General features: G+C 68.4%; 11 protein-coding genes. 8 read left to right on the forward strand and 3 right to left on the reverse strand.

The genetic code is table 11. The features are described from left to right. The first annotated feature begins 415 nt into the window (after positions 1-415). The 7 genes from BAMB_RS17730 (at position 416) to BAMB_RS17760 (ending at position 11,732) form a co-directional block, all read left to right on the forward strand. Positions 416-1,831, forward strand: coding sequence for a circularly permuted type 2 ATP-grasp protein (locus tag BAMB_RS17730; RefSeq protein ID WP_041491637.1), 1,416 nt, complete (start codon positions 416-418; stop codon positions 1,829-1,831). A gap of 64 nt (positions 1,832-1,895) precedes the next feature. Further along, a complete protein-coding gene (locus BAMB_RS17735) occupies positions 1,896-2,837 on the forward strand; it encodes an alpha-E domain-containing protein (RefSeq protein WP_011658544.1) in 942 nt (313 codons plus the stop codon). An 8-nt stretch (positions 2,838-2,845) separates the two neighbouring features. Continuing rightward, positions 2,846-3,862, forward strand: coding sequence for a transglutaminase family protein (locus BAMB_RS17740; RefSeq protein ID WP_011658545.1), 1,017 nt, complete (start codon positions 2,846-2,848; stop codon positions 3,860-3,862). A gap of 93 nt (positions 3,863-3,955) precedes the next feature. After that, positions 3,956-7,405, forward strand: a complete 3,450-nt coding sequence (locus BAMB_RS17745; RefSeq protein ID WP_011658546.1) for a transglutaminase family protein — start codon at positions 3,956-3,958, stop codon at positions 7,403-7,405. A gap of 212 nt (positions 7,406-7,617) precedes the next feature. Beyond that, positions 7,618-10,224, forward strand: coding sequence for a circularly permuted type 2 ATP-grasp protein (locus tag BAMB_RS17750; protein WP_011658547.1), 2,607 nt, complete (start codon positions 7,618-7,620; stop codon positions 10,222-10,224). Continuing rightward, positions 10,218-11,276 (forward strand): transglutaminase family protein, encoded by a 1,059-nt coding sequence (locus tag BAMB_RS17755; RefSeq protein ID WP_011658548.1) that lies wholly within the window; start codon positions 10,218-10,220, stop codon positions 11,274-11,276. The genes BAMB_RS17750 and BAMB_RS17755 overlap by 7 nt, the downstream gene beginning before the upstream one ends. Positions 11,277-11,459: 183 nt before the next feature. Beyond that, complete coding sequence (locus BAMB_RS17760) at positions 11,460-11,732, forward strand: hypothetical protein (RefSeq protein WP_011658549.1); 273 nt, start codon at positions 11,460-11,462, stop codon at positions 11,730-11,732. Positions 11,733-11,799: 67 nt separating this feature from the next. Here the strand turns inward: BAMB_RS17760 and pip are convergent, their stop codons facing one another. Beyond that, on the reverse strand, positions 11,800-12,732 hold the full coding sequence (gene pip / locus BAMB_RS17765) for a prolyl aminopeptidase (RefSeq protein WP_006760245.1): 933 nt from the start codon (positions 12,730-12,732) through the stop codon (positions 11,800-11,802). 323 nt (positions 12,733-13,055) lie between these two features. Between pip and BAMB_RS17770 the strand changes: the two genes are divergently transcribed. Then, complete coding sequence (locus BAMB_RS17770; RefSeq protein ID WP_041491436.1) at positions 13,056-14,207, forward strand: acyltransferase family protein; 1,152 nt, start codon at positions 13,056-13,058, stop codon at positions 14,205-14,207. A gap of 28 nt (positions 14,208-14,235) precedes the next feature. Here BAMB_RS17770 and BAMB_RS17775 read toward each other — a convergent pair whose 3' ends face one another. Next, positions 14,236-15,081, reverse strand: a complete 846-nt coding sequence (locus tag BAMB_RS17775; protein WP_011658551.1) for a PA3715 family protein — start codon at positions 15,079-15,081, stop codon at positions 14,236-14,238. 7 nt (positions 15,082-15,088) lie between these two features. Continuing rightward, a complete protein-coding gene (locus BAMB_RS17780) occupies positions 15,089-15,472 on the reverse strand; it encodes a hypothetical protein (RefSeq protein WP_041491437.1) in 384 nt (127 codons plus the stop codon). Positions 15,473-16,164 lie beyond the last annotated feature (692 nt).

Here is a 16,164-nt window from a genome sequence, read left to right on the forward strand (position 1 = left end):
GGCCGGCCTGCGCAGGTTGCGTGGCCGGCCCGCTTTCCCGGCGAGCGGTTGCGCCGCGCCATCCTGCTCGGCGAACAGGGGCGGGAATCGAGGCGCCCAAGGCATGGCGAGCGCTGCGGGGCACCATTCACCACGACGGGCACAACCGGCACCGGCGCCCATTTGGTGCAGTGCAGATTGCGCATTCGTGACACGCGGGGGAACTATGTTCGACTGGCGCGCGCGATCGCGGCGCGTCGATGCGGCGGAGAGAGCCGTCGCTGCACCGTCGTGGTGCGTCATGGCGCACGAGCGTGCGCGCGGCGGCGCCAAAAGGGGGGAATCGAGCGGATAGCGCAAGGCACGTTCCTTGCAAAGAAGTGAGTACGCCGGTCCGGCATGCGCAATGCCGGGGAGAACGATGGAGAACAATTCGATGAAACCGTTCGATGAAATGCTGCAATCCGGCGACATGGTGAGACCGCCTTACGCGCGCCTCAAGCAGTGGCTCGACACGCAGAACCCAGCAAGCCTCGCCCAGAAGGCCCACGACGCCGAAGGCGTATTCCGCAGGACGGGCATCACGTTCGCCGTGTACGGCGACGCGCAGGCCGCCGAGCGGCTGATTCCGTTCGACATCGTGCCGCGCATCATCTCGGGCGCGGAATGGAGCCGCCTGTCGCTCGGCATCGAGCAGCGCGTGATGGCGCTCAACGCATTCCTCGACGATATCTACCACCGCCAGGAAATCGTCCGCGCGGGCATCGTGCCGAAGCATCTGATCGCGCACAACGAGGCGTTCATCCCGGAGATGATCGATTTCCGGCCGCCCGGGAACGTTTACACGCACATCATCGGCGTCGACATCGTGCGCACCAGCGAGAACGAATTCTATGTGCTGGAGGACAACGCGCGCACGCCGTCGGGCGTGTCGTACATGCTGGAAAACCGTGAAACGATGATGCAGCTCTTCCCGGAGCTGTTCCAGCAGGTCAAGGTGCGCCCGGTCGAGACCTATCCGCAGATGCTGCGGCAATCGCTCGCGGCCGTATGCCCGCCGGGTGGCAACGCCGACAACCCGACCATCGCCGTGCTCACGCCCGGCATCCACAATTCCGCGTACTACGAACATTCGTTCCTCGCCGACCAGATGGGCGTGCACCTCGTCGAGGGCAGCGACCTGCAGGTGGTCGACGGCCGCGTCGCGATGCGCACGACCGAAGGCTTCCGGCAGATCGACGTGCTGTATCGCCGCGTCGACGACGCGTTCCTCGATCCGCTCACGTTCCGCCCCGACTCGGTGCTCGGCGTGGCCGGGATCATGGATGTCTACCGCGCCGGCAACATCACGATCGCGAACGCGCCGGGCACCGGCATCGCCGACGACAAGGCGATCTACTCGTACATGCCGGAGATCGTCGAGTTCTACACCGGCCGCAAGGCGTTGCTGGAGAACGTGCCGACCTGGCGCTGCGGCGAGGCCGACAGCCTGAAATACGTGCTCGACCATCTCGACGAACTGGTCGTGAAGGAAGTGCACGGCTCGGGCGGGTACGGGATGCTGGTGGGGCCGTGCGCGTCGAAGGCCGAACTCGAGGCGTTCGCCGCGAAGCTGCGCGCGCGACCCGCGAACTACATCGCGCAACCCACGCTGGCGTTGTCCACGACGCCGATCCTGACCGAAGCCGGCCTCGCGCCGCGCCACGTCGACCTGCGGCCGTTCGTGCTGGTGTCGGACCGGATCCGCATCACGCCGGGCGGGCTCACGCGCGTCGCGCTGCAGGAAGGATCGCTTGTCGTCAACTCGAGCCAGGGCGGCGGCACCAAGGACACCTGGGTGCTGGCCGACTGAGCCGGGCACGACCGCGCGCGCCGCAGCGGGCGCGCGAACCGAACGAAGACGGAGTGGACACGAGATGCTTCTGGGACGAACTGCGAGCGGGCTCTACTGGATGTACCGCTATATCGAGCGCGCGGAGAACATCGCGCGCATCGTGGATGCCGGGCTGCGGATGGCGCTCACGCGCACGGCCGACGCGCCGGCCGAATGGTCGTCGGTGCTGGTCAGCTCGGGCGCGGACGACGGCTATCGTCAGAAGTACGACGCATATGCCGCCGATACCGTGACCGACTACCTGCTGCGCGATCGCGACAACCCGTCGAGCGTGCTGTCGTGCATCGAGGCCGCGCGCTCGAACGCGCGCATGGTGCGCACGGCACTCACGCGCGAGGCGTGGGAAAGCGTGAACGGCGCGTGGCTGGCGCTGCGCCGCGCGCTCGCGGAGCCGGTGCCGGAGAGCGGGCTGCCGGCGGTGCTCGACGAAGTGAAGCGCGAAACCGCGCTGATCCTCGGCAGCTTCTACAGCACGATGCTGCGCAACGAGATCTTCGATTTCGCGCAGATCGGCGCGTTCGTCGAGCGCGCGGACAACACCGCGCGGATCATCGACGTGAAATATCACCTGCTGCTGCCGTCGGTGTCGCACGTCGGCACGATCCTCGACAACTACCAGTGGGAGACGATCCTGCGCTGCGTGGCCGCGCACCGGTCGTATCGCTGGGTGTACGACGTGCAGTACAAGCCGATGAACATCGCCGACTATCTGATCCTGAACGGCCGCATGCCGCGTTCGCTGCGCTATTGCTACGGGCGCGTCGTGTCGAGCCTGAACCTGCTCGCGAAGGATTACGGCGTGACACACCCGTGTCACGACACGGCCGCGAAGATCCTGCAGATGCTGTCCGACACCTCGGTCGAGCGGATCTTCAAGAGCGGCCTGCACGAGTTCCTGACCGACTTCATCGGCCGCAACAACAGCCTCGGCGCCGATATCGCCCAGGCCTACAACTTCGACTGAGACTTGCCATGCGACTCGCCATCCGACACATCTCGCGTTATAAGTTCGACGATCAAGCCACCCACGCGCTGCAACGGCTGCGGCTGCGCCCGCAATCGGGGCCCGGGCAGACGGTGCGCGCGTGGCAGGTCACGATCGACGGCGTCGAGCCGACGCTGTCCTATGCGGACGGCTTCGGCAACCGGATCGATCTCGTGCGCCACGACCCCGGCGCGAAGAACGAGATCGTCGTGGTCGCGGCCGGCGTCGTCGAGACGCAGGACCGCGCGGGCATTCTCGGCAACTCCGAGGGCTATGCGCCGCCGTGGATTTTCGAGCGCGAGACCGCGCTCACGAAGGCCGGCGACACCGTGCGCGAGCTCGCGCACGCGCTGCCGATCGAGCCGCACAGCCTCGATGCGCTGCACTGGCTGATGACGGAAGTGCACGATCGCATCGCGTACGCGCCGACCCTGGCCGACGCGCCGGTCGACGCCGAAACCGCGCTGCAAAACGGCGAGGGCACGAGCCGCGACCATGCGCATGCGTTCATCGCGGCCGCGCGCGTGCTGAAGATTCCCGCGCGCTATATCTCGGGCTACGTGCTCGCCGACAGCGCGATGCAGCGCATCGCCGACGCGAAGCAGAGCGTCGCCGACGAAGACGAGGAGGAAGCGCTTGCGCTGCAGAGCGGCGAGGGCATGGAGCAGGCGCTCGGCGCGTCGCATGCCGCACAGTCGCAGTCGCAGTCGCAATCCCAGTCGCAATCGCAATCGCAGTCGCAGGGACTGCAGCAGCCGGCGCTCGGCGCGCAGCCGCGGGCCGCCGCGCTGATGCAGCAGCCGGCAGGGCACGCGTGGGCCGAGGCCTATGTCGAAGGGCTCGGCTGGGTCGGCTTCGATCCGTTCATGAACCGCTGCCCGGACGAGCGCTACGTGCGCATCGCGGTCGGCCTCGACCATCGCGACGCGCAGCCGGTGACAGGAGTCGGCGCGCGCGCCGTCGGCGTCGAGATAAGCGTCGTTCAGTCGCCGGAACTGGTCTGACGCGCCCCTTCGCCGAATTCGCCGTGCCGTGCCGCCGCAGCGACGGCGACGCGGCGTGCGCGGCCGGCCCAACCCGAACCGAGCGGCTCCCCCATGCCCATCCACGTCGCGCTGCATCACACCACCCGCTACCGTTACGACCGGCCCGTCAACCTCGGGCCGCAGATCGTGCGGCTGCGGCCCGTGCCGCACTGCCGGACGCCGATCATCGCGTATTCGATGACGGTCGAGCCCGCCGAGCACTTCATCAACTGGCAGCAGGACCCGTTTTCGAACTATCTCGCGCGGCTCGTGTTTCCGGAACGCACCGAGCACTTCGAGATCACCATCGATCTCGTCGCCGAAATGTCGGTGTACAACCCGTTCGACTTCTTTCTCGAAGCGAGCGCGGAGCAATACCCGTTCAGCTATGACGATGCACTGAAGACCGAACTCGCGCCGTACCTCGCGTGCGATCCGGCGACGAGCGAGGCACCGCGGTTCCGCGCGTATCTCGACAGCGTCGACCGCACGCCGGCCGGCACCACGAACTTCCTCGTCGCGCTGAACCAGCAGCTGCAGCGCGACATCGGCTATCTCGTGCGCCTGGAGCCGGGCGTGCAGACGCCCGAGCAGACGCTCGAGCTCGCGTCCGGGTCGTGCCGCGACAGCGCATGGCTGCTCGTGCAGCTGTGCCGGCATCTCGGCATCGCCGCGCGCTTCGCGTCCGGCTACCTGATCCAGCTCACGCCCGACGTGAAGGCGCTCGACGGCCCGAGCGGCACGTCGGTCGACTTCACCGATCTGCACGCCTGGTGCGAGGTCTATCTGCCGGGCGCCGGCTGGATCGGCTTCGATCCGACGTCGGGCCTGCTCGCCGGCGAAGGGCATATTCCGCTCGCCTGCACGCCGCAGCCGACCAGCGCCGCACCGGTCGAAGGGCTGATCGACGAATGCGAGGTGTCGTTCGAGCACGAGATGGCGGTGACGCGCGTGTACGAATCGCCGCGCGTGACGAAGCCGTACACCGAGTCGCAATGGGAGGCCGTGCGCACGCTCGGCACGCAGGTCGACGGCGCGCTGACGGCCGGCGACGTGCGGCTGACGCAAGGCGGCGAGCCGACCTTCGTGTCGGTCGACGATCGCGATGGCGCCGAGTGGAACACCGATGCGCTCGGCCCGACTAAGCGCGGCTACGCAACCGAACTCGTGCAGCGGCTGCGCGCCGAATACGGCGAAGGCGGCTTCCTGCATTTCGGGCAGGGCAAGTGGTATCCGGGCGAGCAACTGCCGCGCTGGGCGCTGTCGATCTTCTGGCGGGCCGACCGTCAGCCCGTGTGGCAGGATCCGTCGCTGTTCGCCGACGAGCGCGAGCCGTCCGCGCTGACGACCGACGACGCGAAGCGCTTCATCGACGCGCTGGCCGCGCGCCTCGGCCTGACCGACGAATTCGTGCAGCCCGGCTACGAGGATGTCTGGTACTACCTGTGGCGCGAGCGCCGGCTGCCCGTCAACGTCGATCCGTTCGATTCGCGGCTCGACGACGAGCTTGAACGCGCGCGGCTGCGCAAGGTGTTCGACCAGAAGCTCGACAGCGTGGTCGGCTACGTGCTGCCGCTCAAGTGTGCGGATGATGAGCCGGGCCGCGATCGGGCGGGCCGCGAACGGTCGGGTCTCGATGGTCCGCGCTGGCAGACGGGCCCGTGGTTCTTCCGCGACGAGCGGATGTATCTCGTGCCCGGCGATTCGCCGATGGGCTATCGGCTGCCGCTCGATTCGCTGCCGTGGGTCACCGGCGCCGATTATCCGTACCTGGTCGAACGCGATCCGTTCGCGCCGCGCGCCGCGCTGCCGGAGGCCGCCGCGTTCCGTGCGCGTCACGTGAGCACGGCCGACGCGCCGCGCTATCTCGCCGGCGCGCATCGCGAAGCGCCCACGCAAACGGTCATGCAGTGGCGCGGCGACGGCACCGACGCAGCCGGACGGCACGCGCCCGGCCAGCAGGACCCGCAGCGCCGCCCCGAGCGCTTCGAATCGGCCGGGTGGATCACGCGTAGCGCGCTGTGCGCCGAAGTGCGCAAAGGCATCCTGTACGTGTTCATGCCGCCGCTCGCCGCGCTCGAGGATTATCTCGACCTGCTCGCGGCGATCGAGCTGACCGCGCACGCAATCGGCGTGAAGCTCGTGCTCGAAGGCTATCCGCCGCCGCGCGATGCGCGGCTCAAGCTGCTGCAGGTCACGCCCGATCCCGGCGTGATCGAGGTGAACATCCATCCGGCCCGGAGCTTCGACGAACTCGTCGAGCAGACCGAATTCCTGTACGACGCCGCGTGGCAGTCGCGCCTGTCCAGCGAGAAGTTCATGGTCGACGGCCGGCACGTCGGCACGGGCGGCGGCAACCACTTCGTGCTCGGCGGCGCGACGCCGGCCGACAGCCCGTTCCTGCGCCGCCCGGACCTGCTCGCGAGCCTGATCGCTTACTGGCACAACCATCCGTCGCTGTCGTACCTGTTCTCGGGGTTGTTCATCGGCCCGACGAGCCAGGCGCCGCGCGTCGACGAGGCGCGCAACGACCAGCTCTACGAGCTCGACATCGCGTTCGCGGAAATCCAGCGCAACAAGCTGCTGTACGGGCAGGACATGCCGCCGTGGCTCGTCGACCGCGTGCTGCGCAACCTGCTGATCGACGTGACCGGCAACACGCACCGCAGCGAGTTCTGCATCGACAAGCTGTATTCGCCCGATTCGTCGACCGGCCGGCTCGGCCTGCTCGAACTGCGCGCGTTCGAGATGCCGCCGCATGCGCGGATGAGCATCGTGCAGCAACTGCTGCTGCGCGCGCTGGTCGCGCGTTTCTGGGCCGCGCCGTACACGACGCCGCTCACGCGCTGGGGCACCGCGCTGCACGATCGCTTCATGTTGCCCGCGTTCCTGAAAATGGATTTCGACGACGTGCTGGCCGAGCTGCGCGACGCCGGCTTCGGGTTCGATCCGGCGTGGTTCGCGCCGCACTTCGAGTTCCGCTTCCCGCTGTTCGGCCAGATCGCGGTGAACGGGATGGAACTGTCGCTGCGCGGCGCGCTGGAGCCGTGGCACGTGATGGGCGAGGAGGGCGCGCCCGGCGGCACGGTGCGCTACGTCGATTCGTCGGTCGAACGGCTCGAAGTGCGCGTGACGGGGCTGAACGACAACCGGCACGTCGTGACCGTCAACGGCCGCCCGCTGCCGCTGCAGCCGACCGGCACCGTCGGCGAATATGTCGCGGGCGTGCGCTACAAGGCGTGGGCGCCGCCGTCGGCGCTGCATCCGACCATCGGCGTGCACGCGCCGCTCACGTTCGACATCGTCGACACGTGGCTGCAGCGCTCGCTCGGCGGCTGCCGGTATCACGTCACGCATCCGGGCGGGCGCAACTATGCGACGTTCCCGGTCAATGCGTACGAGGCCGAAAGCCGCCGGCTCACGCGTTTCGTCGAGATGGGACACACGCCGGGACGGATGACGGCATCGGCCGCCGCGCCGAGCCGCGAATTCCCGTTCACGCTCGACCTGCGGCGGCCCTGAGCGCCGGATGAACGGACGGACGACGATGCGCGGTTCGCGACCTCCCGGCGCGCCGGCCGGAGTGCTAGGATGCGGGCAGGCCGCGGCTGCCCGCCGCGTCCGCCGTGCCCGGCCGCCGCTGCGGCGGCGCGCGGGCACGGCCGCACCCTGACGACGGAACGATACCGACCGTGCCGCTCATTCACCCCGACAATCTCGCCGACGCCGACGCGATGCCCACGCTTTTCGATACCGGCGCGCAGCCGGACGCCGCGGAACTGGCCGCCGCGCTTGCGGCGCCGGCCGCGGCCGGCCGCTACGACGAACTGCGCGGCAGCGCCGCCGGCCTCACCGCGCCGCTGCTTGCCCCCGCATGGCGCAGCTTCTTCACGTCGATCGGCAGCGACGGCGTGGCCGACCTCGACCGCCGCGCCGACGCGCTGCAGCGACGCATGCGCGAGAACGGCCTGTTCTACCAGCTCCACGAGCAACGCGCGGGCGACGGCGCGGCCGGCCCGTGGTCGCTCGACCTGCTGCCGCTGATCGTCACGCCCGAGGACTGGGTCGCGATCGAGCGCGGCGTGCTGCAGCGCGTGCGGCTGCTGAACGCGACCATGGCCGACCTGTACGGTCCGCAGACGATCCTGGAGCGCGGGCTGCTGCCGCCCGCGCTCGTCACCGGCCACCCGGGCTACCTGCGCGCGATGCGCGGCGCGCGGGTGCCGGGCGACACATGGCTGCACATCGTTGCGTTCGATCTCGCGCGCGGCCCCGACGGGCAATGGCGGATCGTCGCGCAGCACACGCAGGGCCCGTCCGGGCTCGGTTATCTGCTCGAAAACCGCCTGATCGTGTCACGGCTCTTTCCGCGCGGCTTTCGCGGGCTGCGCGTGCAGCGGCTCGCGTCCGCGTACCGGTCGCTGCTGCAGAGCATGCAGACGCTCAGCCCGGCCAGCAAGAATTCGCGGATCGTGCTGCTGACGCCGGGGCCGCACAGCGCGACCTACTTCGAACATGCGTATCTCGCGCGCTATCTCGGTCTCACGCTCGTCGAGGGCGGCGACCTGACCGCGCGCGACAACCACGTGTTCCTGAAGACGCTGCGCGGGCTCGAGCCCGTGCACGGGATCCTGCGGCGCGTCGACGACGCGTGGCTCGATCCGCTCGAACTGCGGCCCGATTCGATGCTCGGCGTGCCGGGGCTGCTGCAGGCCGTGCGCGCGGGCAACGTGCTGCTCGCGAATGCGCCGGGTTCGGGCTTCCTCGAATCGCCGGGCATGCTCGGCTTCATGCCGCGCCTCGCGGAAGCGCTGCTCGGCGAAACGCTGACGCTGCCCGCCGTGCATTCGTGGTGGTGCGGCGAGGCGGCCGCGTGCAACGACGCGCTGCCGCAGCTCGCGCGCGGCATCGTCAAACCGTCGTATCCGCCCGACGCACAGGACGGCGGCGGGTTCGATCCGGTGATCGGCGCGCGGCTCACGCCGGCGCAGCTGGCCGAGTGGCGTGCGCGGATTCTCGCGCGGCCCGAGCATTACACGGTGCAGGCCGACCTGCCGCTGTCGCAGGCGCCGACCTGGCCGGGGCGCGACGCGCCTGAAGGTAACGGCGGCGCGCGCATCGTGCCGAAACCGCTGCTGCTGCGCGTGTTCGCGCTCGCCGACGGCGCGCAGCGCTGGCGGCTCCTGCCGGGCGGCCTGTCGCGGGTCGGCACGCGCGATACGCTGTTCAACGCGCCGATGCCGCGCGGCGGCAGCACCGTCGATACGTGGGTGATGACCGAAGGCATCGTCGATTCGACGACGCTGCTGCAGACTCGTCTCGGCCCCGACGATCTCGTCGAGCACCCGCGCGCGATCGCGAGCCGCGCGGCCGAGAACCTGTTCTGGCTCGGCCGCTACACCGAGCGCGCGACCAGCCTGATGCGTCTCGCGCGCGCCGCGCTGGAGCGGCTGCGCGGCGAGGACGACGTCGACAGCCCCGCGCATCTGGAGCTGATCGACACGCTGTGCCGCGACACCGGGCTGATCGCGTCCGACGCGCCGAACGCCGTCGATGCGCCGCGTGCGTTCCAGCACGCGCTCGCGACGTCGCTCACGCGCGGCGCGGACCGCACGTCCGGCATCGCGTCCTGCCTGTTCGGGATGCGCGGCGCCGCCGCCGCGATCCGCGAGCGGCTGTCGAGCGATCAGTGGCGGCTGATCGACGACGCGACGCAATTGTTCGCCGACAGCGCCGATCATCCGGAAGCCGAAGAACAGATCGGCAACGAGGCGCTGCAACTGCTGGAGCGGCTGGGGCTGCTGCTCGGCGCGATCACCGGCGCGCAGACCGACAACATGACGCGCGACGACGGCTGGCGGCTGCTGTCGATCGGCCGGCAGATCGAGCGGCTGGACTTCCTGTGCAGCGTGCTGAAGTTCGCGTTCGACGAGGGCGCCGTGCACCGGCAGGACGGCTTCGAGCTCGTGCTCGAACTGTTCGACAGCACGATCACGTTTCGCTCGCGGTTCCAGCGCGGCTTCGACGTCGCGCCGCTCCTGTCGCTCGTCGTGCTCGACACCGACAATCCGCGCTCGCTCGGCTGGGTCGTGCAGGCGCTGCGCGGCCGGCTGACGAAGGTCGAGCGCAGCGAAGGCTATGCGCTGTCCGAACTCGCCGAGACGATTCCGGACGTGCCCGCGTGGTCGCTGCACGAATTGTGCGAAACCGGCGACGACGGCCGGCACGACAAGCTGCTCGACGCGCTCGACACGACCGTGAAGGCGGTGTGGGAATTGTCGAACCGGATCGGCGAGCGCTATTTCAGTCATGTGCGCGACGCGGGCAGGACGCTATGGTGACGACGAAACACGCGGCGAAGATGTCGCCCGCGCCGGGTTCCGGCAGCGCGAAGGACGCGCCGGCGACGACGCCTGCAACACCCGCCACGCCGACCACCGTCGCGCCCGGTCGCGTGCTGCGGGTGACGCACGACACCGAATACCGCTACGCGGCGCGCGTCGAATCCGCGCAGCACCAGGCGCGGCTGCAGCCGCTCGCGACGCCGCGCCAACAGGTGCAGTCGTTCGCGCTCGACATCGAGCCCGCCCCGGAGTCGGTCTGCACCGAGATCGACGCGTTCGGCAACGCGCGCGCGTCGTTCGCGCTGAACCAGCCTCACGATGCGCTGCTCGTGCGTAGCCGCAGCACGGTGCGCGTGAGCGCGCCCGTCTGGTCGCTGGGTGCGCGGGGCGCACCGCCGCCCGCGATCGCGAACCCCGACGCCGAGCATGCGATGGCGTGGGAAGCCGTGCGCGAGCGCTTGCAGTTTCGCGCGGGGCAGCCGTATGACGCGGCGAGCGAGTTCGTGTTCGCGTCGCCGCATGTCGCGTGCGATCCGGAACTGGCCGCGTACGCGGCCGCGAGCTTCACGCCGGGGCGGCCGCTCGTGCAGGCCGCGTGGGACCTGATGCGGCGAGTTCACGCGGATTTCGCGTACACGCCGAACAGCACCGACATCACGACGACCGCGCTCGATGCGTTGCGATTGCGCAAGGGCGTGTGCCAGGATTTCGCGCATGTGATGATCGGCGCGCTGCGCTCGCTCGGGCTCGCCGCGCGCTACGTGAGCGGGTATCTGCTGACCCAGCCGCCGCCCGGGCAGCCGCGGCTGATCGGCGCGGATGCGTCGCATGCATGGATCGACGTGTACGACCCGGCATGGCCCGAAGATGGCGGCTGGCTGCAACTCGACCCCACCAACGACCGTGCGCCGGGTGACGACTACGTGATGCTGTCGATCGGCCGCGACTATGCGGACGTGACGCCGTTGCGCGGTGTGATTCGCGGCGGCGGCGCGGATCAGGAGCTGAAGGTCGGCGTGACGGTCGAGCCGCTCGACGAAGCTTCGTGAGACGCGGCGATTGGCCTGATACACCGCTCGCCGGCCGTTTAAGTCGTCGTTAATACTGCCCGCCTAGCATGGTGGTGCCGGCGAACGGATCGGACCGGTCCGGCGCCGGCGGCACGCGCGGGTGCGTCGACGTCACGGCGCCGCGCCGTCGCGCGCAGCCATTCCCTTGCAACGGCGGCAGACATGATCAAGAACTTCGACTACCCGCTCGGCAACGAGACGATCGCGCTCTGCGCGAGCTTCGGTGCGGGCCCTGCGTTCCGCCGCGTGCTCGTGAGCCGCGCGGATTCGATGGAGACGCTGGTGGTGCTTGACGCGCGCGGGCTGTCCGGCCTGCTGAAGGTGGCGACCGAGGAGCCGGAAGGGTTGCTCGACGATGCGATCCGCAAGGTCGGGGACGAACAGCTCGTCGAGCGGGCGATCAGCGGCAAGGCGATCGTCGAAGCCGCGTTGTGAGCGGGGCGGCGCGGCGCGTGCAGGCCGGTCCTGATGCAGCGCGCCGCGCCGCTTTGCGTGGAGTCGCTTACGCGGCGAACCGGTCCGTTGCGGCGAGCAACGCCTTAAGGATGCCCGGTTCGTTGTACGCGTGCCCGGCGTCCGGCACGATTTCGAACGTCGCGTCCGGCCATGCTTTCGCGAGATCCCACGCGGTGCGTGCGGGTGTCGCGATGTCGTAGCGGCCCTGGACGATCACGCCCGGAATGCCCGCGAGGCGATGCGCGTCGCGCAGCAACTGGCCTTCATCGACGAACCCGCGATTCACGAAGTAGTGGTTTTCGATCCGCGCGAACGCGAGCGCGTAGCGGCCGTCCGCGAAGTGCTCGGCCAGCGCCGGATCAGGCAGCAGCGTGATCGTGCGGCCTTCCCAGAGGCTCCACGCACGCGCGGCTTCGAGCTTTGCGGCTTCGTCGTCGCCCGTCAGCCGGCGATGGTACGCGGCCATCAGGTCACCGCGCTCGGCTTCCGGAATCGGCGCGAGGAATTCTTCCCAAAGGTCCGGGAACAGCCACGATGCGCCTTCCTGGTAGTACCACAGCAACTCCGCGCGACGCATCGTGAAGATGCCGCGCACGACGAGCGCGCTTACGCGTTGCGGGTGTGTCTGCGCGTAGGCGAGGGCGAGCGCGCTGCCCCACGAACCGCCGAACACGAGCCATTGTTCCGCACCCGTCATTTCGCGCAATCGCTCGATGTCGGCCACCAGATCCCACGTCGTGTTGTTGTCGAGGCTCGCATGCGGCGTCGAGCGCCCGCAGCCGCGCTGGTCGAACAGCAGGATGTCGTAACGCTCGGGATCGAACAGGCGGCGATGGTCGGGGCTGCAGCCCGCGCCCGGGCCGCCGTGCAGGAACACCGCCGGCTTGCCGGACGGGTTGCCGCAGCGCTCCCAGTAGATGTGGTGGCCGTCGCCGGTGTCGAGGTGGCCGTGGGCGTAGGGTTCGATCGGTGGGTACACAGGCAGGGCTCCGGGTGAGGGTCGACAGGACGGCGGACGAGGCGCGCGGGATGCGGGCGGAACACGGCAACGCCGGTATCGCGCGGATTGCGGCGCCGCAAGGTTCGTTGTGTCTGCATCTGGCCGCCGCTGCCGCCGGACAATGCCGGTCATTATGCCCATTCATTCGGGCCGCTGCGCGGCGGCCCGCGCCCCGGAATTTTTGAAATAATTTCATTCCGATATTTTTCAGACAAAATCGCGGCGGCATGTCAGCGCTGGCTCGGAATCGGGAATTGCGCGCCGGCCTGCCTTCCCTCCACCGTGCCAACGGAAGCCATCCGATGAACCATCGCGTCAAGCAGCTGACAGGGTTGCGCGCCGTCGCGGTCACGATGGTCGTCGTCGGCCACGCGGAGCACGTGCTGCCGGGCGGCTACACCGGCTGGCTCGCGCCGCTTCGGCTGATCGCCGATGGCCGGCTTGGCGTGCTGATCTTCTTCGTCCTGAGCGGGTTCCTGATCACCAACGTGCTGCGCGCGGAGTTCGCGCGCACCGGCGGGATTGCGCTGACGTCGTTCTACGTGCGCCGCGCGCTGCGGATCTGGCCGGCCTGCTATGTGTATCTCGTGATCGTCGGCATCCTCGCCGTCGCCGGCTGGCTCGACGTCGATCGCCGCCAGTGGCTGTATGCGGCGTTGCATCTGTGGAACTACTCGGCGTGGTTCGGCCTGGCCGGCGACAACGCGCTGCATCCGGACGGCGCGTGGTATCTCGGTCACTTCTGGTCGCTCGCGCTCGAGGAACAGTTCTACTGGTTCTGGCCGCTGCTGTTCGTGTACGGCACCCGCCACCGTGGCACGCGCTGGCTGGCTGTGCTGATCCTCGCCGTGCCGCTCGTGCGCACGCTGACATATTTCGTCGCGCCGGCGCTGCGCGGGCAGCTCGCGATGATGCTGCACACGGGCGTCGATCCGATCCTGATCGGCTGCTATGCGGCGCTCAACCGCGAACGGCTCGAAGCGTGGATCGGCTCGTGGCGCGGCGAGACGCGCATCGTGACGGCGATCGTCTTCATCGTGCTGTTCGGGATGCCGCTTGCCGAACGTCGGCTCGGCGGCTTCTGGAATGCAACCTACGGCGTGACGATCGAGGCCGCGCTGATCGCGATCGTGATCGTCGTGCTGAATTTCCGCAGCGAGTTCTGGTGCGCGCGTTGGCTGCGGGCTGGGCCGGTTGTGTTCGTCGGCACGATTTCGTTCAGCCTGTATCTGTGGCAGCAACCGTTCGCGAACCCGGGTCTGCCGGTCGCGCATGCGTTCCCGCTCGGCATCGTGTGGGCATTGCTCGCGGCGACGGCCAGCTACTTCCTCATTGAAAAACCGTTCCTGCGGCTGAAGGATCGCTACACCGCGCGCGAGGCGCGACGCGTGCGCGACGACGCGCTGCGGATGCCGGCGCCGACCGATGCGATCGGGCCGAAGGTGGTGGAGTAGGCGGGCAAGGTGGCAGTCTGCCGCCGTCTTACTTGAAGCGCTTGCGCGCGGCGGGCGAATACCAGAAGTCCCGGAACATATCGATACCGTACGATTGGCCGTCGTATTTGACGACCGTGCGTGCGGTGCGTTTGCCCGTCTCCGAATAGTCGCCGTCCTTGCGTTGCGTCTTCGTGACGTGTGCCGTGATCGATAGGTCGGCGAAGCCGTGGCTCGACGTCTTTTCGACCGCGATCGTCATCCTCGCGTCCTCTGCGCGCGCGTCGCCGGCACCCGCGCCGCAAGCCTCGCCCTCGACACTGACCCAGCCGTACAGGTTCGTGCCGAACACCGGGCGGATACGATCGCCTTCGCGAACCCACAGCGTCAGTTCTTCGCTCGCATTCGCATCGGGACAGCTCGGCCCGCGCGCGCTGCTCAGGAACACGACACCGAATGCGCGCACGTCGGGCGACAGCCGATACGGCGCGGTGTCGATGCGATAGCTGTCCGGGCCGACTTCCGTCGTGGCATCTTCCTCGACGATCGAGCGCGCGGCCGCGACGATCTTGCCGCCCTCGACAAGCGCGACGACCTGCAGTTTGTTGTTGCCGCCCGGGTTCTCACTCTTCGGCAACGAATCGAACGCGACGGCTGCGATCGTTGTCTGCGGCGCGTTTGGCATCGCCTTGCACGCCGATGCGATGGCGAGCCGGTCCGCGTCGCGCGTGGCGATGCGTGCACTCGCGATGCCGGCCCAGCGGGCGACGGCCGTGATGGCTGCGTCGTCGCACGGCTGGTTGTCGGTGGCCTGAGCAGCGGGAGCGAGGACGAGTGCCAACAGCGGGATGAAGTGGGGGAGTCTCCTGGCGACAAGGGAAAAGGTATTTCGCATCTTTCGATCAGAGATCTCCGCGCACTTCACCGGTTCCCAGCGCGCTCCGCTGCCGATTGACTTCCGCCCAAAGCTCATCGCTGTCGTCATCGCGCAGCACGATCATGCAGTCCAGTTGGTCGTCAGTCACGCCGAAGTATTCCAGGATTTCCCGGCGAACCGAATCGACGAACTGCGCGTATTCCGGGGTCGCCTGGGCCTGAGCGTGCAACGCGTCGTATGCTGCATCGTCCGCGTCGCCGCCGTGCTCGTCGATATAGCGCGAGATCCACTGGTCTCGTTCGTGGTCGTAATCGGCCTCGGCGCGCATCGCTTGCACTGCCGTGTAGAAATCCAATTGGGCAAACGCGGCGATCGCCGCCGTTGTCGCCTCGTCGAATGTAGTCGTCATTCCATTTCTCATGTCTGTCATGGCACAACATTGCACGGGCCGTGCCCGGCTTGGTGCCGCGAATCCGGACGGCATAATACGCCGTTTCGTACTGATGTTTGGCTCGAGCAAAGGCACCATGCTCGGGAAGTTTACGCGTTCGAGTGCGCCAGTCATCGGGGCCGCGCGGGCAACGGGGCGCTCATTTTGCCGCACTGTAAGCACGGCGATCGCGATGAAAACAACCGGGTGCGGCAAATCGCGGAGCAAGTGTCGAGCGTATCATCGCGAGCGCCACTCCGGCACTTAAGCGCCAATGCGGGGCGTCGGTCGTGAAGGGCTCGTAATGGCCGAACCGAACTCCGACGGATACCTCGCTGGTGGTCCGTTACTGGCTCAGAACGACCCTAAGCAGCCTTATGGGCGCGCGGGTCGTTGACGGCAGCCTTGACCGGTCATCCGGACGTTCAAAGACATGGAGGAGGCGCTTCAAAAGCAATTGTCGTTGGCGGCAGCACCGCGACTTGCCCGCATGCGCGCTTGCCCCGCTTGATCAGTGACGTTCAGCTTCGTGCGCGCGTAAGTGGCAATGCGGTAGGGACTCCAGCGAAAGCGCCCCCCGATTGCTGACAGCCGAGCGTCAGGCGCAGCAGCACCGGCTCCGCCGACGGTGTTCATTTCTTCAGTTTTACAGGAGGTTCCTGGGCGGCTAG

The organism is Burkholderia ambifaria AMMD (assembly GCF_000203915.1).
GTDB classification, from domain to species: Bacteria; Pseudomonadota; Gammaproteobacteria; order Burkholderiales; family Burkholderiaceae; genus Burkholderia; species Burkholderia ambifaria.